The 25,726-nt window shown below is 56.8% G+C and carries 21 protein-coding genes; 8 read left to right on the top strand and 13 right to left on the bottom strand.

Going from position 1 to position 25,726, the window contains the following annotated elements; all coding sequences use genetic code 11:
* Positions 1-39: 39 nt before the first annotated feature.
* Positions 40-2,976 carry a DNA gyrase subunit A gene (gene gyrA, locus RE6C_RS16210; RefSeq protein ID WP_008658203.1) on the bottom strand — a complete coding sequence of 979 codons (2,937 nt, stop codon included), beginning with the start codon at positions 2,974-2,976 and terminating at the stop codon, positions 40-42.
* 198 nt (positions 2,977-3,174) lie between these two features.
* On the opposite strand from gyrA, the gene RE6C_RS16205 reads away from it, so the two are divergent.
* Positions 3,175-5,010, top strand: coding sequence for an AAA family ATPase (locus tag RE6C_RS16205; RefSeq protein ID WP_008658202.1), 1,836 nt, complete (start codon positions 3,175-3,177; stop codon positions 5,008-5,010).
* An 88-nt stretch (positions 5,011-5,098) separates the two neighbouring features.
* Here the strand turns inward: RE6C_RS16205 and RE6C_RS16200 are convergent, their stop codons facing one another.
* From RE6C_RS16200 to RE6C_RS16160, 9 genes are all read right to left on the bottom strand, one after another.
* A complete protein-coding gene (locus RE6C_RS16200; RefSeq protein WP_008658201.1) occupies positions 5,099-5,947 on the bottom strand; it encodes a hypothetical protein in 849 nt (282 codons plus the stop codon).
* Between the two features lie 51 nt (positions 5,948-5,998).
* Positions 5,999-6,700 (bottom strand): class I SAM-dependent methyltransferase, encoded by a 702-nt coding sequence (locus tag RE6C_RS16195; RefSeq protein WP_039962300.1) that lies wholly within the window; start codon positions 6,698-6,700, stop codon positions 5,999-6,001.
* Positions 6,697-7,647, bottom strand: a complete 951-nt coding sequence (locus RE6C_RS16190; RefSeq protein WP_008658199.1) for a hypothetical protein — start codon at positions 7,645-7,647, stop codon at positions 6,697-6,699. The genes RE6C_RS16195 and RE6C_RS16190 overlap by 4 nt, the downstream gene beginning before the upstream one ends.
* Complete coding sequence (locus tag RE6C_RS16185) at positions 7,634-8,497, bottom strand: fumarylacetoacetate hydrolase family protein (protein WP_008658197.1); 864 nt, start codon at positions 8,495-8,497, stop codon at positions 7,634-7,636. Before RE6C_RS16185 ends, RE6C_RS16190 begins: the two co-directional genes overlap by 14 nt.
* Before the next feature lie 74 nt (positions 8,498-8,571).
* Positions 8,572-9,672, bottom strand: a complete 1,101-nt coding sequence (locus RE6C_RS16180) for a type III polyketide synthase (protein WP_008658196.1) — start codon at positions 9,670-9,672, stop codon at positions 8,572-8,574.
* The gene (locus RE6C_RS16175) at positions 9,669-11,015 is read right to left on the bottom strand and encodes an NAD(P)/FAD-dependent oxidoreductase (RefSeq protein ID WP_008658194.1); all 1,347 of its coding nucleotides are present in this window, start codon (positions 11,013-11,015) and stop codon (positions 9,669-9,671) included. Before RE6C_RS16175 ends, RE6C_RS16180 begins: the two co-directional genes overlap by 4 nt.
* Positions 11,015-11,770, bottom strand: a complete 756-nt coding sequence (locus RE6C_RS16170) for a methyltransferase domain-containing protein (RefSeq protein WP_008658193.1) — start codon at positions 11,768-11,770, stop codon at positions 11,015-11,017. The genes RE6C_RS16175 and RE6C_RS16170 overlap by 1 nt, the downstream gene beginning before the upstream one ends.
* Positions 11,767-12,765 (bottom strand): 2-hydroxyacid dehydrogenase, encoded by a 999-nt coding sequence (locus RE6C_RS16165; RefSeq protein ID WP_008658192.1) that lies wholly within the window; start codon positions 12,763-12,765, stop codon positions 11,767-11,769. Before RE6C_RS16165 ends, RE6C_RS16170 begins: the two co-directional genes overlap by 4 nt.
* An 81-nt stretch (positions 12,766-12,846) precedes the next feature.
* Positions 12,847-14,256 (bottom strand): prolipoprotein diacylglyceryl transferase, encoded by a 1,410-nt coding sequence (locus tag RE6C_RS16160; RefSeq protein ID WP_390175922.1) that lies wholly within the window; start codon positions 14,254-14,256, stop codon positions 12,847-12,849.
* A 355-nt stretch (positions 14,257-14,611) separates the two neighbouring features.
* Between RE6C_RS16160 and RE6C_RS31740 the strand changes: the two genes are divergently transcribed.
* The 5 genes from RE6C_RS31740 to RE6C_RS16135 all read left to right on the top strand — a co-directional run bounded on the left by RE6C_RS31740 (position 14,612) and on the right by RE6C_RS16135 (position 19,315).
* Positions 14,612-14,815, top strand: a complete 204-nt coding sequence (locus RE6C_RS31740) for a hypothetical protein (RefSeq protein ID WP_011122042.1) — start codon at positions 14,612-14,614, stop codon at positions 14,813-14,815.
* A 306-nt stretch (positions 14,816-15,121) separates the two neighbouring features.
* Positions 15,122-16,459, top strand: a complete 1,338-nt coding sequence (locus RE6C_RS16150) for a hypothetical protein (protein ID WP_008658185.1) — start codon at positions 15,122-15,124, stop codon at positions 16,457-16,459.
* A 38-nt stretch (positions 16,460-16,497) separates the two neighbouring features.
* A complete protein-coding gene (locus RE6C_RS16145; RefSeq protein ID WP_008658183.1) occupies positions 16,498-17,628 on the top strand; it encodes an Mrp/NBP35 family ATP-binding protein in 1,131 nt (376 codons plus the stop codon).
* 53 nt (positions 17,629-17,681) lie between these two features.
* Positions 17,682-18,437, top strand: a complete 756-nt coding sequence (locus tag RE6C_RS16140) for an SDR family NAD(P)-dependent oxidoreductase (RefSeq protein ID WP_008658182.1) — start codon at positions 17,682-17,684, stop codon at positions 18,435-18,437.
* Between the two features lie 62 nt (positions 18,438-18,499).
* Positions 18,500-19,315, top strand: coding sequence for an MIP/aquaporin family protein (locus RE6C_RS16135; protein WP_236618262.1), 816 nt, complete (start codon positions 18,500-18,502; stop codon positions 19,313-19,315).
* Between the two features lie 42 nt (positions 19,316-19,357).
* Here RE6C_RS16135 and RE6C_RS16130 read toward each other — a convergent pair whose 3' ends face one another.
* Positions 19,358-21,712, bottom strand: a complete 2,355-nt coding sequence (locus tag RE6C_RS16130; RefSeq protein WP_052034982.1) for a CHASE3 domain-containing protein — start codon at positions 21,710-21,712, stop codon at positions 19,358-19,360.
* 516 nt (positions 21,713-22,228) lie between these two features.
* Here RE6C_RS16130 and RE6C_RS16125 point away from each other — a divergent pair.
* The gene (locus RE6C_RS16125; RefSeq protein WP_039962286.1) at positions 22,229-23,167 is read left to right on the top strand and encodes a TFIIB-type zinc ribbon-containing protein; all 939 of its coding nucleotides are present in this window, start codon (positions 22,229-22,231) and stop codon (positions 23,165-23,167) included.
* 7 nt (positions 23,168-23,174) lie between these two features.
* Positions 23,175-24,137, top strand: coding sequence for a hypothetical protein (locus tag RE6C_RS16120; RefSeq protein ID WP_008658175.1), 963 nt, complete (start codon positions 23,175-23,177; stop codon positions 24,135-24,137).
* A 33-nt stretch (positions 24,138-24,170) separates the two neighbouring features.
* On the opposite strand, the gene RE6C_RS16115 is transcribed toward RE6C_RS16120, so the two are convergent.
* A complete protein-coding gene (locus RE6C_RS16115) occupies positions 24,171-24,617 on the bottom strand; it encodes a peptidase associated/transthyretin-like domain-containing protein (protein ID WP_008658173.1) in 447 nt (148 codons plus the stop codon).
* Position 24,618: 1 nt separating this feature from the next.
* Entirely contained in the window at positions 24,619-25,668 is a 1,050-nt protein-coding gene (locus RE6C_RS16110; RefSeq protein WP_008658171.1) for a DUF1559 domain-containing protein, read from the bottom strand.
* Positions 25,669-25,726 lie beyond the last annotated feature (58 nt).

The raw sequence follows: 25,726 nt of genomic DNA, 5'->3' as shown, positions 1-25,726 counted from the left end.
ATTTCGAGTTAGAAACTGTCAGGCGAGACCTGACCGACCTCATTCTGGTGCAACGTCTGAGTCGGATCCGGCGTCTGCCTCAGGGCTGGCATCGGTTTCTGCAACTGGCTCAGCTACCGCAGTGGCGTCGGCTTCCACCGCTTCCACCGCTTCTTCCGCATTCTCTTCAGCTGGCACGCGAACGACCGCGATCAGTTCGTCACCGTCATCCACGTTCATGATGCGAACACCTTGCGTGTTGCGACCGATCACGTTGATGTCGCCAGCACTGATTCGTTGCAGCTTGCCTTTTGCGGTCATCAGGAACAGCTCGTCATCATCATTGACGCGAGCGATTCCGATCACCTTGCCGTTCCGCTTGCTGGTCTTGATGTCTCGCAATCCTTTGCCACCACGCTTCTGCGTGCGGTAGCGAGCCGAACCGCTGGCAGCTGCCGCTTCGTCGTCTCCGCCTTCGCTGAATTCTTCCGAGTCGGTTTCAGAAACATCGGCCAAGTTGGGTCCGAACGGTGTTCGTTTTCCGTAACCGTTTTTGCAAACCGTCAGCAGAGTCGCTTCGGGGTCGGTCACGACCATTCCCACAACGGCGTCGTCGCCAACCAACGAGATCCCCTTCACGCCGGAAGTGTTGCGTCCCATCGGACGAGAATCCGATTCGCGGAAACGAATCGCCATGCCGTCGGCTGTGACCATGATGATCTCATCGCCAGGGCCAACCACGGCGGCGTCCACCAACTCATCGCCTTCGCGGAGTTTGATGGCGATGATGCCACCTCGCTTCGGTCGGCTGTATTGTTCCAGCGGAGTCTTCTTCACCAGACCGCTTTTGGTTGTCATCACAATCGTGTGACCGGGCTGGTTGAAATCGCGAACAGCCAAGCACTCGGCAATCTGCTCGCCTTCTTCCATCTGCAACAGGTTCACAATGGCGCGGCCTTTGGCATCACGAGCGAGTTGCGGGATGTCATAAACCTTTTGCCAACGAACTTTCCCGGCTGTCGTGAAGAACAACAGGTAAGCGTGGGTGCTGGCGACGAACAAGTGTTCGATTGGATCTTCGTTGTCGCTCTTGGCCCCCTTCATGCCTTTGCCGCCACGACGCTGCGTGTTGTAAACGCTAGTCGGTGTGCGTTTGATGTAACCACGGTGACTGATGGACACGACCATCGTCTCTTCCGTGATCAAATCTTCTAGGTCGATGTTGCCAAGTTCTTCGTGGCTGATCTCGGTTCGACGTTTGTCGCCAAAGCGACGCTTCATCTCTTCGAGGTCATCTTTGATGATGCCGTTGATGCGACTTGGGCTGCCGAGAATATCGATGTAGTCGATGATTTCCTTCAGCAATTCAGCATGCTCGCCGGAGAGTTTTTCTTGCTCCAGGTTGACCAACTGGCCCAAACGCATGCGAAGAATTTCGTCGGTTTGGACGCTGGTCAGCGTGTAGGAATCCGCTTCACCGCGTTCCAGTTGGAACTGTTTGAAACCTTCATCGCCAAGCGCCCGCTGCATCATCGATGCGGGGCACGCGATGCCCATCAAGCGTTCTTTTGCTTCGGGTTGAGTGCGGCTGGTGCGAATCGTTTGAATGATCTCGTCGATGTTGGCGAGTGCCAGCAGCAAACCTTCGACGGTGTGCTTGCGACGACGTGCTCGGGCCAACAAGAACTGCGTTCGGCGACGAATCACGGTCACGCGGTGACGCAGGAACTCGGCCAGCATCTCCTTCAGCGTCAACTCGCGAGGCTTGCCGTCGACGAGCGCCAAGAAGATCAGCGAGAACGTGTCTTGCAGCGGCGAGAACTGGTACAGCTGGTTCAAGATCACATCAGGATCTTCGCCACGCTTCAGTTCCACCACCAACCGGACGGGTTCTTTCAAATCGCTTTCATCGCGAATTCCGGAGATCCCTTTGATTCGGTCTCCGTTCACGAGCGCCGCGATCTTTTCAATGATCCGGTCGCGATATTGCTGGTATGGAATCTCGGTAACAACGATGCGATGACGGTTGCCCTTCATCTCTTCGATTTGGCAACGAGCCCGCACCACCATCGTGCTTCGCCCGGTTTTGTAACCTCGACGCACGCCGGCACGACCGCAGATGATACCGCCGGTTGGGAAGTCAGGACCGGGGATGATCTCGCACAACTCATCGATCGAAGTGTCTGGTTCTTCGATCAACTTGATCAGAGCATCGCAGACTTCGGTTGGGTTGTGAGGCGGAATGCTGGTCGCCATCCCAACCGCGATACCGCCCGAACCGTTGATGAGCAAGTTGGGGAACTTGCTGGGCAAGACCGTTGGTTCGGTTCTCGCTTCATCGTACGTCGGGATGTAATCGACCGTGTCGAGCTTGAGGTCGTCCAGCATGGCTGCTGCGACGGCACCCATGCGAGCTTCCGTGTATCGCATCGCAGCCGGAGGCAAACCCGCGACGCTACCGAAGTTCCCCTGCTTGTCGATCAACAAGCATCGCATGTTCCACTCTTGGGCCATCCGAACGAGCGTCGGATAAATCACACTTTCACCGTGAGGGTGATAGTTACCCGAGGTGTCACCGGAAATCTTGGCGCATTTGACCCGCTTGCTGCCTGGGCCGAGGTTCAGGTCGTTCATCGCCACCAAGATCCGACGCTGCGACGGTTTCAATCCGTCACGCACATCGGGCAAAGCGCGGCTGACGATCACGCTCATCGCGTACGTCAGATAGCTCTCACGAAGCTCGTCTTCGATCGGAAGATCCACCATCCGAAGAGCGCCGTGGCCTCCGTGGGGATCGGGATTGCCCGAACCGCCTTCAGGACCACCGCCCGATGGTGGTTCTGCACCGCCGGGAGGATTGCCGGCACCGGGCGGAACCTGCGCCCCGCCGCCAGCACCTGCTTCCGTGTTTTCTTGGCCGTTGTTATCCCCGGTGGATCCGTTCACTTCGCCCGCGTTTTCGTCGCCTGGTTCCTGATTTTCGCCGTCTTCAGCCAAGGGATTTGCTCGTTTATCACGGGGGAAGCGGGCCAGGACGGATCCATGATCCGAAGGCCCAAAATTGGAATGCCCATTTTACCTCGTTCACGCGTTTTTCACAACGCCGCGAGGCTTTCTGAACATTGACGCAAGCCATTGTTTTCCAAATACTTACGACGGTCTTTTTGATGCCCTTGTCCCCTTCGGATTCCAGCCATGAGTTCCCCCAGCGACGACGCGATCCTGCAATCCATTCGGCTGTATCGCGAAGCCCTTCAGCAAACGCTGAATCTGTTCGTCGAATCGGGTGAAATCGCCGAAGGCAGCTACGGTTGGCTGGCGGGACAGGACGCTTCCGCCTCCGTCGAGAAACGCGACATGCCACAACAGATGGCCGACCTGCACGAAGGATTCGTGATGAAGGTTTTCGCCACGATGGTGCCCGCCAGCAGCGCTCGAAATCTGGAACAACGACAACTCGGCCGCATCCTTCTGGAACATGTCTGGGGCGAAACCGTCCAAGGCAGCAAACTGCACGAAGCGATCGACTGGCTGATCACCACCGCCGAAGGCTTCTCTTGGTACGAAGTCACCCGCCCATTCCTGGAACTGCCATCGCTTCGCGATCGATGGGGCGAAGTCATCACGGCCGCCACTCGGATGGCCCATTTGATCGCGATGGTCGACGGCGATGACAGCAGCCTCGAACGCTCGCGTTTGCAATCGATGCTCGACGGGCTAGAAAACGCCAAGCAGGTCGCGAAGTCACCAACCAGCGTCACAGCGCCGACCTTGCCATCTGATTCACCGACCGTGGATCATCAAGCCGACCTGGACAACGCACGCGAAGCGATTTCTTGGTTGCGTTCGGAAGCCAAGCGGCTGCGTGAAGGAACCGGCCACGACGCCGCAAACAAGCCCACGCCCACCCGCGCCGGCGGCGGATCACCCGCATCCACCGAACCAGCCAAAACGCCCGCCAAAGAAACCGCCGAACAAGACGATCGCACGCCGGAAGAACGCTTGGCCGAAGCGCGAGCAAAACTGGATCGCTTGATCGGATTGGATGCGATCAAGAATCAAATCCAAACGCTCGCGAACTTCCTGGCGATGGAACGACACCGCGCCAAAGAAGGCCTGCCGACGACCAAACCCAGCCTGCACATGGCTTTCGTCGGAAACCCGGGAACAGGCAAAACCACGGTCGCGCGAATCATCGCCGAGATCTACGGAGGACTGGGCGTGCTCGAAAAAGGCCACTTGGTCGAAACTGACCGAAGTGGCCTCGTCGCCGAGTACGCCGGCCAAACCGGCCCCAAGACGAACGCCAAGATTGACGAAGCCCTCGATGGGGTTCTCTTCATCGACGAAGCCTACACGTTGATCGATGAAAGCGGCCAAGACCAATACGGTCGCGAAGCGATCCAAACGCTGCTGAAACGCATGGAAGATCAACGCGATCGATTGGTTGTGATCTTGGCCGGCTACCCGAAAGAAATGACCAAGATGATCCGCAGCAACCCGGGCCTGAGTTCTCGGGTTGGCACAACGATGCACTTTGACGACTACGATCCCGAGGCCCTGTGCCGGATCTTTGAACTGATCGCCGCGAAAGCTCAGTACGTCATTCCAACCGAAAGCCGACGACGACTGTTGCGAGGCTTCACGCATCTTTACTTCAATCGCGACCGACACTTCGGCAACGGCCGGACGTCACGCAACTCGTTTGAACGCAGCGTTCGGCGGCTCGCCAACCGCATTGCGGGTTCAACCGAAATCACGCGAGAACTACTGACAACACTCGAGCCATCCGACATTGAGATCCCAGATTTGACGGACGCGCAACTCGATGCGATGACCGAACCAAGCGGGATGATCCGAGTCACCTGTCCCCACTGCGACACGCCTCAGGTGATCGACGACACCATGATGGGCACAACGACCAATTGCAATTCCTGCAGTGAGCCGATGGAAGTCCAGTGGGGCAGCCCGGTGATCGACTTGAAAGCCCCCGCCGAAACACAACCCGAGCAGGATCTTTCCACTTCGTAACCCGCCGCGTCAGCAAGGCCCCTCCACGATTCGCATGGGCTGCATCACTGCAACCCAGCGAAACACGAGCGTCTTCGAGGAAAGCCAACTAACCCCGAAGCGGTCGATACAAGTCCAACTCTTCACGCCCCATCAACTGCGAATAGATGGCGGCGATTTGGCGTTGGCCTTCCCGCAACATTTCTTCGGCGTTGTTGGTCTCAGGTTCCGTCAGCTCAAACCAATATTCATCCGCAGCGGGCTTGCTAAAACCGCGAGCACTCTCCGGCAACCCAGCCACAATCACACATTCGCACTGTTGCGATTCAGGTACGTTGTCATCCGCTTCACCATCATTCTGATACTGCAACAAGTAGTCAGGCGGGATCGAACCATCCTGCTCGTCGTCAGCTTCCGACTCTTCATCGGGCTCGTCAACAACGTCCACTGCTTCGACCGATGTCACCACCACGTTTGGCCACACACGACCTCGCAACAAGTCCGAACGGGTCACGGCGAGCAACCCATCTCGGATCCATTCGCTGATGGTCACGGGCAATGCCGCGGGAATCTCGTCACCGCGTTGCGCCGCGATCGCGTTGAATGCCAAAGAAGACAAACTGCGATCGGGCAGCATGGGCGACGCGAGGTCCCAACATTCCGACAATTCACGGCCGTCCAACCAATGCCGGTCAAACCAATCGCCGCGGAAGGTCGGTCCAATTCGCCGAACCAAATCGTCAGCATTGGGACGGTCGGCCCACGCATCCGCGCCGCCGACCAAAGTCACATCGTACCCGAGGAAACGACCATACAAAGCCGCTTCAATCCCCAACTCCGTGGTGCCTATCACAACGATGGAACCAGGAGGATCAAGGGTGGAATCATTCATGAACACGTGCCGGTTCTCGGCAAAAACAAAGCGTTTCGAAAGCGAAAAGAACTCACATCCCGCCAATAGGCGGTCGCGTATCGTCGGGGCTGAGTCCCAAAATCGCAAGTGCCAATCCTAGCGGTCCACTTCCGACGACGATTCGCCCCCTGTGTCTTCTTCAATGTCTTCGACCGTCAATCGGCGATACAGACGCGATTGAAGGAAACCGAAATTGAGCAGCTTGGTTCGCTGAACACTCCATTGATCGGAGCCAAAGAACGGCTCCACCGCGACCAACGATTTTGACGAAAGACCGGTTTGCCAAGCAAAGAAAACATGCATCACCCGGCTCCAAAACGCCGCTCGCACGCGTCGCCATCCTGACGCCGGCATCACAAAATCAATGTGATAGAACCAACCTCGCGGTTCGACCCAACTCAACCAACGCGGCAAATGCTGACGCAACTCCGCTTCGGTGAAACAGTCCAAGAAGAACGGCGCAACGACACAATCAAACGTCTCTCCGCCGGCATCCCACCGCGTCGCATCAGCACAGACAAAGCAAACCCGATCAGTAGCATCCAGCCGGCTCACCCGCTCTTGCTGAAGCCGAATCATCTCCCGGCTTTGCTCGACGCTGGTGACCTGCACCTGAGCCCGCAAGACTTCCGCCAGCAAACGTCCATCGCCGTCGCCCAAGATTAACATTCGATGGACCGGTGGTAATTCAGGCAACAACGCTGTGCGTGCGTGTTGCAGGTCATTGCGAAAGACCGGCTTTTCCAGCAACCAATACCACCGAGCCAAGCGGTCATATCCTTGGGCTGACTCGCTCAAACGATGGCCCAGCAGATCAGCGGCGAAACCATTAGCGACCAATCCGCCATCGGAACCCATCGATCAAAACAAGGCAGCCGCACATCAGCCGACGACGCCCAACGACTCCATTCGGTCAGAGCCTTCCCCTGCCATCTCCAACAACAACTTGTCGCGAACAACGCCGTCGATCCGCCGACCAAGCAAACCACCACCAACCAAGGCAACCAACCGGCAAATCCACCGATCACAGCGAACACCGCCACGCCCGATGTCGACACCAGTTCGCGACGAGGCTTTCCCGCACGCGACGCGTCGTAGTTTTGATCCGCGACCGATTCGCGTTCCGCCACTGCCCAACAGTTCACCGTGAACAGCAACGCCGAAGCGACGCAGGCCAACCCCAACGAAACGCTGGGGGCTTCCAACCAACTGATCAAGCTCACTCCGGCAGCGAAGATCGCACCGACCTGCACTTCTTTCGCGAAAACACGCCTGACCGTGGCACGTCCCGGCCAGAAATGAACGCCGGCACCGTATGCCAGAACCAATGCTGCAACCAGCAACCCCATCCGGATCACCGCCGCATCCATCCAAAGCACCACGACAGAATTGGCGATCAGCAACACCACGATCCAAGCCATCACCCAAACAGACGCGAATTGGTGATGCATTCGATGCCGAACCAAGTGCGGTCTCGACAAGTCCAACCGCGATCCGTCAAGCAACCGGTCGGCGACATAGATCAACCAAACGACCGACGCCAAAACAAATGATTCGTACCAGCGTGGCGTTCGACCACAAAACGAAAAGATAAAAACAAACTGCCAAAGCAACGCGACCAAGACCGCATCCAGCGACAGCACATTCAACCAACACGCCAGCGGCAATCGCTCGACCGGCGTTGCTGACTGCTGAAGCGGCGTGAAGGCTGATTCAACCTGCGGGTTCGATTCAGGAGGCCGCACCTTGAACAATCCGGTTGGACAACGTTCCCACGCCACCGATGGTGATGTTTACAACGTCATCAGGAAGCAGCGTGAAGTCGCTAGTGGGAACAATCCCGGTCCCGGTCATCAAGAACGCCCCGTCGGCCATCGTGTTGTCACGTCCCAACCACTGCACCAAATCTTCAAACTTCCGGGCCATCTCAGCCGCCGATGTGGCCTGATCGAAAACGACATTTCCATCTCGGACGATTTTCAGGTCCACGGTGATGGCATCGGCCGAAGGCAGTTCATCCATCAATGTGATCCAAGGCCCCAGCCCCGCACATTGGTCATAACACTTCGCTTGAGGCAAATACAAAGGGTTTTCACCCTCGATGTCCCGTGAACTCATGTCATTGCCGACCGTCAATCCGACAATCTTCAAAGAGGGACTGAGTACCAACGTGATCTCAGGTTCCGGCACATTCCACTTGGCATCCGTTCGAATGCGAAGCGGTTGCTTGTGGCCGCTGACCCGCGACGGCGTCGCTTTGAAAAAGATCTCCGGCCGATCGGCGTTGTACACCTGGTCGTAGCAGGAGGCGGCCGCTTCGGACTCTTCCATCCGAGCCGTTTGGCTGCGTTTGTAGGTCACACCTGCCGCCCAGACTTCTTGCTGATCGATCGGTGGCAACCACTGCGTTGAATCATCGATCGCGATGGACTGATCTCGCCCCAAAGATCCTGCCGCGGCCGCGGGATTCTCCGCCGCCAAAATTGCCGACAATGTGGGAAGCTCCGCCGTCATTTGCAACGGAACCAAGCTTTCGTTTTCGACCAAAGCAACGCGAGTTTGGCCGGCTGAGTCAATGCATTTGGTGATATTCATGCCGACAAGATAACCGCCCAGACGCCCCGTCAGAAGACCTGAGGGAGCAGAAGACGTCCTTGCAGGAATAGCACTCAGCGAACGACGGCGACTTCAATTTCCAGGCCCGGACCAAAACCAAGCATCAACCAGGGACCGGGAACGTTTTGCTGCTGGAATTTCTGCAACACGAATCCCAGCGTCGCCGACGACATGTTGCCGTGTTCTCGCAGCACTTCTCGAGAAACATCGAGTGCGTCCGACGGCAACTCCAACGCGGTTTCGACCGACTGCAGAATTCGAACGCCGCCGGGATGAACCGCCCAGCCACCGATCGAATCCAAATCCAATCCCGACTTCGCCAACCAAGGCACACAGAAACTCACGAGTGTTTCGATGAATCCGGGCACGCTGGCTTCGAGCGTCATGATGAATCCGTTGTCACCGATCCGCCACGTCATCGCGTCATGACTGTCGCGAATTAAACAGGAGCCTACCAAAACGATTTCGCCGAGCGGTGAATCGACTCCTGACGCGGGGCAGTCATCGCCGGCGACAATCAAACCGGCGGAACCATCGGCAAACAAAGATCCCGACACAATCCGCTGAGCATCGTATCCGTACTGATAATGCAGACTGCAAAGTTCGATGCAAACGATCAACACGACCGCATCGGAATCAGCGGCAACCAAACCACGTGCGGTCCGAAGTGCGTTGACCAAACCGTGACAGCCCATGAACCCAACTTGAATTCGCTGGGTCGTGATTGGCAAGCCGAGCTTGTCAATCAATTGCACATCGATCCCCGGCGCGGTGAATCCGGTACAAGTGACGGTGACCACGTGCGTGACATCGTCCGGTGAAATACCGCTGCCATCCAGCGCCCCCTGGCCGGCTCGGCATGCCAATGCGGGTGCTTCTTCAGCATAGCGTTCGTTGCGAGTGGCCATGGTTGGCCCGCGATCGCCACCATCTTGCATCGGAGGATAGAAAGATTGTGTCAGCTCGCCCGCATCGCCTTTTTCAACCAACACACTTCCGCGAGTATCGACCCCGGTTCGACGATACAGCTTGGCCAATTTCACGGCCTGCGATTCGTCCTCGCATGACATGCTTTGGGCGCAGTGAGTTGAGAACGCAAGGTCGGCCTTGTGCGTTGGCTGAGCCGTCGCAATCGATAAGATCTGGGCAGTCATGACGAGACGTGAGTCCGAAGAGAAGCGTCCGCGAAGCTCGATGCGGTGCGATGGATGGAGGACGTTGCGTCGAAACGCGGGCCGTTTGCGAGACTACGAGTGAAAGGAGTCGCCAACCAATGAGCACGTCGTAGAACATGACATGCTAACCAGCGAGCCGGTCGATACCGGACCATCCCGGTGACCCAACGACATAAATACCGACGGCGGGTTTGAAACTTCGCTGCTCGACGATCCCAGTTTGCACCAAAATCGGCTTCACCGTTAGCCGTCATCTGTCCCAACCGATACAAAGCCCAAGAATCAGCCACCGCCAAACCGCTTTCAATCCCCCACGTCATTCCTTCGCCCGTCAGCGGCTCAACATAACCAGCCGCATCACCAATCGCGACAACACGACCTCGGCCGCTCACTCTTCTGCGCCTCAGCGGTGGGGTGGTTTGCCAACACGCCACTTCGGCGAACCAAAGCTTCAGTTTTCGCGACTGTAATGAATCGAACAGTCCCGAATCCAACAGCAACGCCAGAGTTTTCATCTGGATCGCCACCTTGCCTCCCCCCATCACAGAGGGGGTCTTCTTGCCAGGATGGACAGCGGCGGCGATATCAAGACTTCCGTTTGGAAGACAAACGATTCCGACATAGCCATCACGACCGCAGTGCATCTGGATTTCACCAGATTCCAACTTCCAATCAATCTCTTTTGCTTCGTCGCGACTCATATGAGCAGATAGACCCATCGGGCCATTGGGCGTTTCAAGCCAACGAAGATCCGCCGCATCGCGTTGTCGAAAACGCCCGGTCAGCCCCGCCGCAACGACCACCAAATCAAAGGTCTCTGGCGATCCTGTTCCGGCATCGATTGAAACGCTTTCGCCAGACTCCGCGACAATCGTGGCTTCGCAAGGCTGCCGCACTTGCACGCCCGCCTCGATCGCCAAGGTCAAAAGATGCTGATCCAACTCTGCTCGCGAAAGTGCGATGCCCTCACGAATTGGAATGCGTACCGCGGGAACACGCGACCGTTTCTCTTCTGTCACCTGCGTCGCCGTTGGGCTTGCCTTGGCCACTTGAAAGTAGCCACGAAAGAACTTGGTCGGCAGGCCGAGATCGCGAATCGATTCGCCGGCTCCAATGGCATCCAGTGCCGCCAATCCCGCAGCCCCCAAACAACACCCGCAAACTTTTTCGCGTGGGAAAACAGATCGCTCAAACAAAGTGACCTTCGCACCACGTTGCGCGAACCGAATTGCCGCTGCAGAACCTGCCACGCCCGCGCCGACGATCGCGACCTTGCCCAAGCCCTGGTCTTCAATCGAGGAACCTGATTCGGCGGGGCCCATCACGGAATGGCACCCGACAGAATTGGTGAAGGCGCCCCCACCCTTTCTGCCACGCAAGTTTGATCGATCGCTGCAAGGAATCGGCAAGGAAACGAAATGCGAACGGGAATGTCGTAGCCCATCGCTTGTCGAAGAAGCGACGAAAACTCAGGGCGACTGTACGCGGCTCGAACACTGGCCGTTGCATCGTGGTGAACAACATCACTTCGCGAGACCAACCGCGACGCGGCGGCGACCAACGCCAGGTTCACCGATGATCGATCCAGGTCACAAATCAGCACGGAGCGTTCACTCACACGCCACATTTCCTGGATCAACCGGACCGCTTGGTAATTTTCTAGGTGATGCATGAACAAAGAATTGGTCACGACATCAAATCCAGACGGCAATCCATCCGCCAGGCAATCCCGCACGACAGTGCCCAAAGTCACACCAGCAGCCTTGGCCGATTCCAAGGCGAAATCCATGGCGGTTTCGCTGCGATCCAGCGAGGTGACTTCCATCCGGATGCCCTGTCGCTTGGCTCGACACAACCAATCGATGGGAAGGTCCGCACTGCCGCTGGCAACATCCAAAATGCGCAGAGGTCGTTGCGGTTGTTGCTGCGCCATCCGAACCAGACGAGGGTAAAACACGCGCGAAACCAAACTGATTCGGTTCAACCGAGCCAATCCAGCCAAAGCCTGTCGATGTCGATCTGGATCCAAACCGGGATCGTCCATCCACTCATCACTGCGAATGCGTGCGAAGGTCATGATGGTGTTGCAACCACCTCGTTAACCAACTCTTCATCGCGACTGAACACGTCGATGCTTTGCAGCGTGGTTTCAGCGATCGTTTCCAACGCTTCTCGCGTGAAGAAGGCTTGGTGAGAAGTGATCAAGACATTGGGAAACGTCATCAAACGCGACAGCACGTCATCCTGCATGACCTGCTGCGACAGATCTTCAAAGAACACGCCTGATTCCTCTTCATAGACATCCAAGGCAAACCCGCCTAATTGGCCGGACTTCAAACCTTCAATGGCCGCGGAAGTGTCGACCAATCCGCCTCGCGATGTGTTGACCAACATCGCACCGCGTTTCATTTTGCTCAGACGTTCAGCATCAATCAAATGGTATGTGTCCGGGGTCAGCGGACACTGCAGAGAAACCAAATCAGATTCGGCCAGCAATCGATCCAGATCGACGTATTCGCCGAGCTTTTTGGCCTCGTCATTTGGATATGGATCGTACATCAACACGCGGCAACCAAAGCCACCCACGATCCCAGCCAAAGTACGACCGATCGCGCCAGTACCGATCACCCCAAATGTTCGGCCGTGTAAATCAAAGCCCAAAAAACCATCGATCGAAAAGTTGTTTTCACGCACTCGGTTGTACGCTTTGTGAATCTTCCGATTCAAAGTCAAAATCAATCCGATCGTGTGCTCCGCCACCGCATGGGGTGAATAACGAGGCACTCGCACGACGCGGACACCAAACTTCGCCGCGGCATCCAGGTCGACGTTATTAACCCCGGCGCATCGCATCGCGAGCAAACCAATTCCAACCTCGCGAAGTCGCTGGAGTACAGAGGCATCCAACGTGTCGTTGACGAAGGCACACACGGCATCGCATCCCTCCGCCAACACCACGGTCGACGCATCCAACCGGTGTTCTAGAAATACAAATTCATGCTCAAATCTGTCCGAAGCCGCTGATAAAAACTGCTCGTCGTAAGGCTTGGTGCTGAAGCAGGCGATTTTCATGTACCGCTCTCAATATTCAAAGTATCTCAATCAATCAAAATGGGTTTCGATGAAGGCAAAACGCAACCTGCCGTCGACTCGTCACATCCCGGCCGCTGCCGCATCCGATCCGCCAACCACTTTCGCGTTTCCACCACCAGGAGTTTGCTCCGATGTCGAGTCTGCACCGCGCCAACGAATGAACAGTGTCACCAGACTGGCCGCGATGACGACCAAACTGACCCACTGCGAAATCGACAATGAAGTGCCAAATTGACCTTTCTCGTCCACGCGAATCCACTCAAGCACAATTCGAAGCACGCCGTAAGCGATGAAGCCGACCAGCATCAAAATCCCTGGTCGACGTCTTCCGGAAATAGCTCGCTCCGGCGCGGCATCATCCGTTTGTTTGGGTTGTCGATGCAGAATCCGTTCCACAATCAGCAAAACGACAAACATGATCGCTGCAAACACGGAGCTGATAATTTGCGTGCCCCAAACGGGAGCCGCAATCGAGGGCAAGTCACTCGGCGAATATCTCGCAATAACTTCGTCCTCTCTTAGCACCACAACGCCCGGCAAGGCTTCTTCCGCGGGCCGATCCAAAGGCACCTGATCTCGATAGGTCGGGTCCAAAGCGATCGTCAACGTCTCACCGTTCTGCACTCCCGCTTGGCTGGCCAACGAATCTGGACTCACTGAATCCACCACCATTCGCGATTGACCGGCGGGTAGCTCCTCTTCCGAAACGACCGGCTGACCTTCGATGCCCAACAGTTCGCCTGACAACAACTGCTCCGCGTGAACCTGTGAGCCAGCCGGAAATCGAACCGCCAGTGGCCCCGCTTCGCACGCGCCACCGTAGCAACAACCGTTCATCAAGCATCCCAATCGACCGAACAGCAATCCCACGAACACGCAAGGAATGATCACATCCCCGATTCGCCAGATCGGCGTTTGATGTCGCTTCAACGCGATCAACGATGCGATGAACCCGCCGATGAATCCGCCATAGACGACCAATCCACCTTGATTCAGCGCCGCCATCGCCATCAGGGTTTCACCCCAGGTCGGCCGCAGAAAATCTTCGAAGTACTGCGTGACGTAAAAAATGCGTGCTCCCAGCAGTCCACCGATGAACGTCCAGGGTGCCAATTGCAGAATCGAATCGGCTCCCAATCCAGCACGCTCGGCTCGCCAAGCCGCCAAGCCAACCGACGCAATCGCGGCCAGCATCAGAAACATCCCGTAGCCACGGACCGCGACACCGACCGGATCGCCCAGCGTGTTGACCAACTCGGTTCTCGGAACCACGACCACTAGAATCACCGCGGCCATCACGGCAAAGCCCGAGATTTGGCCAATGGCGGTGGAGGCGCCCAAACCACCGCGGCGGGATTCCCAGCCGATGTAGGCCAACACGGCAATCAAGAGAAACAGCAACGCCCAACCAATCCCAAAAATGGGCCAGCCCGCGAATTCGTGAGGGATCAAAAACAGCGTCCGACGCATGGTTGCCTGTCGAGAGAGGGTCAGTCCGTCAAATGCGTGCGGAATTCGCACGGTTCTCGCCACGTCCAAATTCCGGTGGCACTTGCCTTTATCGTCGCATCGTTCGGCCTGAAACGATAGGCGAATTGGCTCCTGAGAACTGTTCCAACCGGTCCAAACGGACCGAAGTGCCGTGGGGAAATGGCGAAATCACGGGAACTTGGGCATTTTCTTTTGGTTGAACTATACTGACGGCCAAACCTAGAAGGCGAGTTTGTTATCCTTGCCACGCGAGTCGACAGTCTCGCCGAAACCGGGACACGCGTCCCGCTCCAATTGCATCCTGATTCTCCGAAATTGATCGAGGTTCCCGTCCATGCCCAAGGCTCTTTGTCTAGTTAGCCTTGTGGCGTCCATCTTGCTGTTGGTGCTATTTGGAGCCGATTTGCTGTTGGGCGTGGCTGGAATGAGCGACATGGCGCCGCTCGGATCCGCGAGCATGCTGATGAACCTCGGATTCGTCATTTTTTCTGGGTTGCTGGCCTTCCTCAGCTTCACCACCTACCGCGAACAGCGGTAGTGAATCCCCCACGGCGATATCTTTTGTTCGCCGAATGTTTCCGAGTCGTTCTCTAAAACGCTCGCGACCGCAGAATGAATCTCGCGGTGGACCCATCATTTGCGAAGCCCGCTTTCTGCAGGCCCATGTCATTGCTGGCCCGTGTCATCGCTGGCCCCTGCGATCACGCCCCGGTGGCGACCGCCAATCAACTAAACTGCTGGGCCGGTTCGTTTGCCCTGGGTGCTCTCACCGCCTCGGCTCATCGCGCCGGCCATCTCCCGCCTGAACTCCCTTCCCCACGCCATCCCCACCGGAGTCGCTCCGATGCCACGCTTGAATCCCCTGCCCCGCCGCCAATTTCTCGCGACCAATCTTGCCGCCGGATCCGCCTTGCTGGCGAGTTCGTCCTCCATGGCTTTCGCGAAGGAACCCGCTAGCGAGACCGGTCCGCTGGAAACCTTTGTGCCGACGCGGACGATCACTCACGGTCCCAAATTTCACTGGTTTGGCTACTACGACAAACAAGAATTCGATCCCACCGGCCGCTTCGTGCTGTCCAACGAAGTCGACTTCGAAGGCCGCAGCCCCAATGCCGAGGATCGCATCGGAGTCGGATACGTGGACACCGCCAACAACGATCAATGGATCCCGTTGGGCACCAGTCAAGCGTGGGGGTGGCAGCAAGGCTGCATGCTGCAGTTCGTCGGCCAAGACGGCAAACGCGTTCTCTGGAACGACCAAGATGGCGACCGGTTCGTGTGCCGAATCCGCGATCTAGAATCGGGACAGACGAAAACAATCGATCGGCCGATCTATACGATCAGCCAGGACGGACGGACCGGTTTGTCAGCCGATTTCCGGCGAATCAACAACCTCCGGCCAGGCTACGGTTACTCCGGTTTGGCCGATCCCCACGTGGACGAGCGAGCCCCGGAAGAGTCCGGCGTGTGGCGGGTCGATCTGCAAACCGGCCGCAGCGAATTGATTCTGTCGTTGGCCCAGGTTGCTCAATTGCCTTGGCCCGATGGCGACAAACATGCCGAAGCGTGGCACTACTTCAATCATCTTCTGATCAACCCATCCGGCACCCGTTTCATTGTGCTGCATCGATATCGCCCCGAGTTCGATCCGTCGACACTGCAGTACAAAGGCGGATTTGTCACGCGAATGTTGACCGCCAACATGGACGGCTCAGACCTGCATGTGCTCGATCCATCCGGCTACACATCGCACTTCATTTGGAAAGGCGATGATGCCGTGACCATGTGGACCCGGCCCGCCGGCAAACCCAATGGTTTCTATGTCTTTGAAGATCAAACCAATCTCGTTCGACCGGTCGGGGGCGGCAAGATGCCAACCAACGGGCACAACACTTACTTGGCTGGCGACTACGGGGATTGGATCCTGAACGATACCTACCCGAGCAAGTCCCGGCGCCAAACGGTTTATCTGTATCACGTTCCCAGCGACCGACGATTTGATCTGGGGCATTTCCCATCACCCAAACGCTACACCGGCGAATGGCGTTGCGACACACACCCGCGATGCAGCCCCGATGGACGCACCGTTGCCATCGACAGTCCGCACGCGGTTGACCAGAACGATGGCGGACGCCAAGTTCACTTGCTGGACATCGGCGAATTGCTGGATGCCAACTCGTGACACCACTTCCTTGGTCTTGATCGCCCCTGGTTTTTGAAATGACGACTCCCGTCGAACCCGACGCCCTGATCGCCTCTCTTCGCGAACGAATCGGCCAACACCCGGATCCTGAAACCGGACGACCGATCCAAAGCACCGGGCAATTGGGCGAAATCACGCTGGATGGCGACACGCTCAAAATGTCCGTCGGAATCACATCCCACTGCCAACCCATCGCCGATGAGATCGCGGACACGATTCGCGATCTGGCCCTGACCGTGGCACCTGGAAAAACGATCGAGGTGCAAACGCCAGTTCACGCTCGCCCGCCAGCTCGACTGGGCCAAGTCGGCTTGAAAGCCAAAAGCGTGATCTTGGTCGGCAGCGGCAAAGGCGGCGTCGGCAAGAGCACCGTGGCGGCATCGTTGGCTTTGACGCTTCGTCGGTTGGGTGCCAACGTTGGCCTGATGGACGCCGATGTGTACGGCCCCAGCGTTCCACACCTTCTCGGACTGTCCGGCCGACCCGCCATCTCCGAAGACAAAAAGATCGAACCGATTCGGCTCGGCCCCAACGGCGAATCAGGAGTCCCACCCGAAACCGAAGGTGCAATGCCCGTCATGTCGATGGGTTTCTTGCTGGAACCTGACCAGGCCGTGATTTGGCGTGGTCCGATGCTGCACGGTTCGATCCAACAATTCCTGCGTGACACGTCCTGGGGCGAACTGGACTACTTGGTCATCGACATGCCACCGGGCACCGGCGACATCGCGTTGACGCTTTCGCAAGCGATCCCGATCACGGGTGCCGTCGTGGTTTGCACCCCGCAAGAGGTCGCTTTGTTGGATGCGGTCAAAGCCATCAGCATGTTCCGCAAAGTCAACATTCCAATCGCTGGCATGGTGGAAAACATGAGCGGCTTCACTTGCCCGGATTGCGGCAAGACCTACGACATCTTTGGTCGTGGTGGAGCTCGCGACAAAGCCGAAGAACTCACCGTTCCGTACTTGGGCGGATTGCCCATCGACATCACACTTCGCGAAGCCGGTGACGCGGGCAAATTGGCCGAGGTTCTCGCGAACGATCATCGTGCCCGCGCACCGTTCGACCAAGTCGCTCGCTCGTTGGTTCGCAACCTGGCCGCGAAAGCCGCTTCGGCACCGCCCAAAGCTTCGTTGCCGACGCTGTAGTTCAGCGATCCGTTTGATTTCGACTGCCTTCTTCGATTCCCACCGAGTTCTCGATGTCTTCTTCATCACGTCCCGTTGCTTTAGTCACCGGCGCAGCCACCGGTGTGGGCCGAGCCTGTGCGATTGGACTGGCCCGGCAAGGTCACGATGTTGTCGTCAACTATTCACGCAGCGAGGCGGAGGCCAAACAAACCGCCGCCGATGTGGAAGCCCTCGGCGCGAAATCCATGTTGGTCCGATGCGATGTGTCGGTCGATGAAGATGTCCGCGCGATGGTCCATCAGATTGGCGAAACCTTCGGACGACTGGATTGCCTGATCAACAACGCGGCAACTACCGAGTTCATTGAACATTCCGCTCTCGAAACGCTCACCGAGCCGATGTGGGACCGCATTCTCGGCGTGAACTTGAAAGGTCCCTTCTTTGTCACGCGGGCCGCCGCTGCATTGCTTCGCGAAGGCGACGGTGGCTCCGTCGTCAATGTCAGCTCCGTCGCGGGGATCACCGGTTCAGGTTCCTCGATCGCGTATTGTGCCAGCAAAGGTGGCTTGAACACGCTCACGAAATCGCTGGCTCGATCCCTCGCTCCCAAAATTCGCGTCAACGCCGTGTGCCCCGGCCCAATCGACAGCCGTTGGATTCGTCAGGGAAATCCCAATTGGGACCTCGAGGAGATGGTCGCAGACTACCCGCTGCCCAAGGCATCTCAGCCAGAAGACATCGCCGATGCGGTGCTGTTCTTTGCGACGGGAACCAGCATGACAACCGGCCAACTGCTCCCCGTCGATGGCGGCCAAACGTTAGGTTAGTGCCAGTTCACCGAAAATCGGAGGCCCCCTCTCATTCAGTGAACCGTTGGAGCTGAAGCGGATTGGCTACCAAACCCTCGCGTTCCAGCGTCTTGCCAGTCACATTGAAACTGAAGAAAGGTGGAACCATGCATCCGTACGTCGCAGAGTTTATTGGGACGATGTTCCTGATCTTGTTTGGCAATGGAGTGGTCGCGAACGTCGTTCTGCCAAAGACAAACGGGAACAACGGAGGCTGGATTGTGATTGCCGCAGGATGGGGCATCGGCGTTTTCATCGGAGCGTTCTGCGCCAGCGAATTCAGTGGCGCACACCTGAATCCAGCCGTCACCTTTGCGATGTACTGGGCCGACAAAGAATTCGGCCTACTCGATAGTGGCGGGTACATCGGGGCTCAAATGTTGGGTGCCATGGCCGGAGCAGTTCTGGTCTATGTCTTCTACCGCGAACATTTTCGCGAAGCGTCAGATGACCCCGATAGCATGCTGGCCTGTTTCAGCACCGCACCGAGCATTCGCAAACTTCCACAAGCGTTTGTCTGCGAAATGATTGGCACCTTCGCTTTGATTTTGCCCATCTTCTTGATGGTTGCTCCCGGCTTCAGCTCTGGACCGGAACCGGTCGACACGGACCCGGTGCTCGGACTAGGCTCGATTGGTTTGCTGCCCGTCGGCTTGCTCGTGTTCGGCATCGGTTTGTCGCTGGGCGGAACCACCGGCTACGCGATCAACCCAGCCCGTGACCTCGGTCCGCGATTGATTCATGCCTTGCTACCGCTCAAGGGAAAACAAGGGAGCGATTGGGCCTACGCCTGGGTTCCCGTGCTGGGGCCGCTCACCGGTGCCGCCTTGGCTGCCCTGGTCAACGCGTTCTTGTAGGCCTTGTTGATCTGCCAGTTGGACGCAAACGCAGCTTCTGAATCAAGATCGTGCCCGGCCTTCGCGTTCGATCTTTTGTTGCAACTGATTGGCTCGCAAATAGCGACGTTCAACCAACTCGCTCACATCCATTTCTTGGGTGTAGTTGGCGACCATGCTAACCAATTTGACGTGGTCGATGGGTTTGGACAGATAGTCGTCGCACCCGCCGTTGAGGCACCGATCGCGGTCACCTTTCATCGCGTCGGCGGTGAGCGCAATGATCGGCCAATCAATCCCCGCCGAACGCAGAAGCGCGGTCGCTTGCAGCCCATCGACGACGGGCATCTGCATGTCCATCACGATCAAGTCGTATGGATGCCCCGAGTCACGAGCTTGAACGGCAGCGTCCATGCCTTGCTGACCATCTTCTGCCGTGTCAACTTTCGCTCCCGCTTTTTCGAGGAAGTGTTGACTGATGTGGCGAACATCTCTGCGATCATCGACCACCAAAACGCGGCAGTCCAATTTCGGAGTTTCCGCGAGCAACTCCTCCGGACGCGATGGTTGTTTGACCAAATCGGGTGTCACCAGCTCGATGCCTTCGACCGAATGAACCGGCAACCGGACAAAGAACGTTGACCCTTCGCCGAGCTCGCTTTCCAGCGACATCTCGCCGTCCATCATCTCGATCAATCGTTGACTGATAGCCAGCCCCAAGCCACTGCCACCATATTTTCGCGTCACCGACGCATCGCCTTGCGAAAACGGTTTGAACAATCGGTCCTGCTGTTCTTTGCTGATACCGATCCCGGTGTCGACAATCGAGAACTCGACGACCGGAGGATCGGCCCCTTTCATGAAGCGAACCTTCAATCCCACCTTGCCTTCGTCAGTGAACTTGATCGCGTTGCCAATCAAGTTGATCAACACTTGACGCAGGCGAGTTGGATCGGTCTCGATCGATTGTGGAACGCGACCTTCAAACTCGACTTGGAAGTCGACATTTTTCTCGTCCGCACGGACCTGCATCAAAGACTGGATGTCGCCCACCAATCGCGGCAACGGAACCGACTCCGCGTCCACGCTGAGCTTGCCAGCCTCGATGCGAGACAAGTCGAGAATATCGTTGATCAACGACAACAAGTGCTCACCGTTGCGTTTGATGATCATCACGCAATTGCGATTGTCGGGGTCTTCCAAGTGACCAAGCAAAACATCCGCGTAACCGAGAATGGCCGCCATGGGAGTCCGAATCTCATGGCTCATGTTGGCCAAGAACTCGCTCTTGGATTGATTGGCCGCCAACGCGATTTGCTCGCTTCGTTGCAAACGTTCCTCTTGGCGTTTGCGTTCGGTCACGTCCGCGACCGTTCCATCGAAACTGGTCAACACCGCTTTGCCGCGGCGTCGGCTAGCCCGAGCGATCCCCTTGCTCGATACCCAACGGATAGAACCGTCCCGGTGAACGACACGGTATTCAACCGAATAAGGCGAGGGGTCCAACGGTGACATCGATGCTCGCACCGCTTGCCGAACCCTCGCTCGATCATCCGGGTGAATCCGTTTCAACGAATCCTCGAACGTCATTTCCTTCTGTTCGACACCATGAATGCGGCGATAACGTTCGTCGGTTTGAAGGGCGCTCGTCTCGGGGTCGATATTCCAAGCTCCCATTTCCGCCGCATCCAACGCCAACTGAACTCGCTCCCGAGTCGCGTTCAACATCAACGCATCCCGTTCCGCCTTCCGGCGATTGCGTTCCAGCAGATACAGCACGCTGCCAACGAGAATCAGACCGATCAACGTGGACGAAACCGAGGTCACAATCCCGCTGCGATAAGCTCGCGTCGCCATTGCTTCGCGGACAACCAACAGATCCTCTTCGATCTTTCGCATCGAGATCGCCAGATCGTCGATCTTGCCCATCAAGTTCTGATCTAAATTCAGGATCACGGCGTCGCGAGCAGCTTCGGGACCTTCTTCGGCTCGAATATCCAACACCGCATTGAGATGCGTGATTCGATCTTCGACATTGTCCCGAAGTAAGTCGAACTTGGCTCGCTGGACCGCATGGTCTTGAGTCAGCTTCTCGAATTGATCAAGGCTCTGCGTCGTGCGTTTGACAGCTTCCTCGAAAGGTTCCAAATGCCGCTGATCGCCCGTGATCAAGTAGTCCCGTTGCCCACGTTCGGCATCCATCACGGCGCCCTCGATCTCCGCCAAAGACGCCAAAACTTTCAGCGTCAAACCAACTTTGAGTCGCGTTTCCTGCAATTCACGGATGTTGTGAAATGCGATCACCCCACTGATGATCAGCACGATCATCACCACGGCAACCGCGAGTGGATTGACCAAACTGCGAGTCAGGCTTCGTTGATTTTCGGTCGTTGCGGTCGAATTCACCCGTGCTTCCATCCTCGCGTGAAAGAACGCTTCGAACTGGGCGACGTCACCGAGACGGGCCACGATGCGTCAATGTCACCGACAGTTTGCCACTTCAATGCGGAGACAAGGGACACAATTCTCCAGCGGAAGTTAAAAAACTTCTCCGCCCCCATCCAGTGAAACTCACGTCGCTTGTCTTCTCTTGTCAGAGAGGAATTGAAATCCATCCTCGCAGTTTGGTCAATTCGACTGCTCCATCGCATCGGAAGGACAACTAACCTGTCAAAAACCCGCGAGCCCTCCTGAGTGTATCCTCTCAAGCTATTCGTCAAGCTGTCATTCGCGAAAGCACCGATGAACCGCCATAAGCATGTACACCTTCCCTCCGTAGCCGACTTCGACACTTGGAGAGCCCACGTGTCGATTAATCCCATTTTTGTTGCTATCAATGCAGTCGCCGTGCGCCCCGACCTGCGAAAAAACTCGCCTGTTCACTGGCGACTTTTTCATCAACGACCGTATTGACCAAAGCGAGACCAATCCGGAATGCCCACCGCGGAAATGACGACCGAACCTGAACTGCAGGAGATTGCGTGTCAATCGTGTGGTGCTGCGTTGACGGGTCTGTCGGGCATGCTGGCGACGATTTGTCCGTATTGCGCCTCACCATCGGTGATCCAGCGTCCTCCGTCAAAGAACCGCCCCACGCCGACATTCGCGATTGGGTTTGTCGTGGACCAAGAACGAGCCACACAGCTGGTTAAACAATGGATCGGCAGAGCCCACTGGTTCGCTCGCTCCGATTTCAAACGAGCCGCACCAGACTGCACACGTGGGGTCTATCTGCCAGCGTACTTGTATGGTGCCGTTGCCGACACCCAGTATTCCGCCAGCATCGGTGAGAACTACACGGAGACGGAAACCTACACGACGACCGATTCCAAAGGCAAACGTGTCACGCGGACTCGAACCGTCACCAAAACCGAATGGCGGAACCTGGAGGGGCAACATTCGTGCTATGTCCTGGACGTGATTGTGACCGCATCCAAAGGCACCGACAACGATTCACTGGAAGCGATCGAACCGTTTGATTTGCGAGCCCTTCGTCGGTATTCACCATCGATCATCACCGGTTGGCTGGCGGAACTCCCCTCCAAAGACCAAGCGACTTGTTTTCAGTTGGCACATGGCGAAACAATCGCGAAAGTCGGTTCGCAACTGAAACACTTCATGCCCGGTGATTCCCATCAAAACCTGGAACATCGCACACAACTCTCTCGCGAAGTGATCGACCTCGTGCTTCTGCCCATCTGGTGCTTTGCCGTCCGCTACGACGAGAACCAACCTCCGGTGCAAATTTTGGTCAATGGACAAACCGGGCGAGTCGCTGGCAGCGTGCCCACATCGACCACCAAAATCGCATTGGTCGTCGGAGCCGTGCTGCTGTTCATCGCCGCCATCGTTCTTCTTTCCGCCATGCAGTGAGTTGACGATGCCTGAAATCATTTCTGTTTGCTCTCGCTGCGACACACCGCTCGAACACGGCGACCTGCGCTGCTCGATTTGTGGTCAATCGTCACCTCCAAACGAAACCACAAAACAGCAAGTCGCTGCGAAAATCCTGCGTTGCAAGGGTTGTGGTGCTGCGGTCGCGTTTGATCCCGAGCATCAAGCCCCACGATGTTCGTTCTGCGATGGAATCGTTGAGATCGAAACCATCGTCGACCCGATGGAACAAACCGAAGCCTATCTGCCCTTCATGCTGACGCCCGATGATGCTCAGCGTGCTCTCCGGCAATGGCTTGGCTCACTCGGTTGGTTCCGTCCCAGCGATCTGACATCCGCTTCGCACGTCGATGACCTGCATCCGCTGTACTGGGTCGCATGGGTCTTCGACACCGAGTGCAAAATCAGTTGGGCCGCAGACTCCAACGCCAATTCACGACGATCAAGCTGGGCACCTCACTCTGGTCAAACCGATGTGGTGTTTCAAAACATTCTCGTGTCCGCATCTCGTGGACTCTCGCAAGCGGAAGCGGTTGCCGTCAGCCAGCGACTGGATCTTCGCACCGCGCGAGCGACTCCCAACCTCGAAGACGGTGTGACGAGAGAGCAATTCGATGTCCAACGATCTCAGGCCCGACGTCAAGTCCGTGACGCGTTGCGTTTGATGGCAAAGAAGCACGTTGAAGGAACCCAAATTCCAGGCTCAAGCTTTCGCAACGTTCACGTCGAAACCGTCGTTAAAGGTCTGACCACTCGGCGTTTGTCACTGCCCGCCTATGTCATGGCGTATCGCTATCACGATCAGCTCTACCGAGTCGTCATCAGCGGGCAAAACTCGCAGGACCTGACGGGAACCGCCCCCTACTCCACTGCGAAAATCGTGCTCACGATCTGCGGTGCGGTTGCCTTGGCATTGCTGTTCTTGATGGTGATCGCAGCCGCTCAGTGAATTCGACGCCAACGACGTCGATTTTGAATGCGATCACTTTTTGCTGGACAACTGAATCGTCCCGGCGTCCCAAGAGTCTCCGTCCGGCACCGTCCACTGAATGGATGACTGGTCAGGTTTTGAGTAGCGACCGTTCAATCGATCGCCTTCCTGAGAACGCGTCACAATGTTGAACTCGCTCCATACGAAGGTGACATCGTACGTCCCCGGTTTCACTCCATCACCTTGCGTCAGCGTGCTGATTTCAAATCGCCCACCTTCCGATGTGATCCCCTTTGCCAGCGACGGTGCATTGGATTGAGGATGCAGCTCAATGACGACGCCGACCGCAGGCTGGCCGTCCACTTCTAAAACGCCGCTCACCGGAACCATTCCATCGTCAGGCTTCTTGCTGGTGCAACCAACCATCAGCCCGATCAACAACACCAAACTCAACTGCTGATCAATTCCCACAACTGCAATCCTTCGCCGTTTCAACATCCTAAATCCCATCTTCAGCAATCACTTCCCGGCCACGTCGCGTGATGTTGGACGAAAACACAAGCGGTTCAATGCTGGTGTTGATAAAACGAATCGAGCCATCAGCGAATGCAAAGTGACAACCGCCTGAGTGAAAGCTGTGGAACCCAAACCCTCGAGCATTGGTGCAGTTGATCGCACAGGGTCCACCAACCGGAGGCCAACTCAATCCACTTCGCAATGAACCTTGTAGCCAGTGTTCGCCGTTGAGTAGATCTCCCCAACCACCGCCTTCGACGCCGATCAATGCTGCGGTGGCAACCGGGTCTTCGCGACCAGCGCTGTAAACCACGTTGCCGCCCGTGCGTTCACCAAACAAAGTTGTGTGAGACAATCCATCCAAGATGTCAGCAAAACGGCCGTCTTGGTCGCCACCGAAAATTGCACTGACAACCTGAAGAGCACCTTCGCGGCCGCCACTCAGCGTCGCGCCATAGGCGAAGTTCGCATACGTTCCACGCACACCCGTGGTCGGGGAAAAATCCGCCGGGGCTAAATTCGTCGCCGTGAATGGCAATCCGGCCGGATTGGAATCGAACAAGTAACGCCGTGACTCAATCCCACCGGGCGAGGAAGGACAGATAAACATCGACATCGGCGTTTGCAAAGCGGCCACGTTGTCGGGACTGAGTTGATCGACCGGCAAGATGCTTTGATCGATTTGGTCGTACAGCCCTTGTTGTTCCAGCTGTGGCAAGATCGACATCATCCAGTTGCCACCGTTGAACGCCTTCGGTGGAGTCTCCAACCACCACGCTCTCGGCAACTTGCGAAATGCCGAGTGGTAATTGTGAATCGCCAAGGCGAGCTGACGTGATCGGTTGCTGCAATCGGCCCGACGCGCCGCTTCGCGAGCCGCCTGGACCGCGGGCAACAACAGCCCCACCAGCATTCCAATGATCGCAATGACCACCAGCAACTCAACCAACGTGAATCCAGATCGTGATGGCCTCGCTAAGTCGTCCGCGTTCTCGCCACTTTTGCTGCCAATCGGCTGTGTCGTTCGTCTCATTGCCTCGTGCCTGTTTGCAATGTGTCGATGCATTCACCACAGACGACCGCAAACGCCA

This window comes from Rhodopirellula europaea 6C (assembly GCF_000338295.1).
Classification (GTDB): Bacteria; Planctomycetota; Planctomycetia; order Pirellulales; family Pirellulaceae; genus Rhodopirellula; species Rhodopirellula europaea.
Note: the sequence above shows the minus strand (reverse complement) of the source record. Positions and strands in the feature narration are given on the sequence as shown.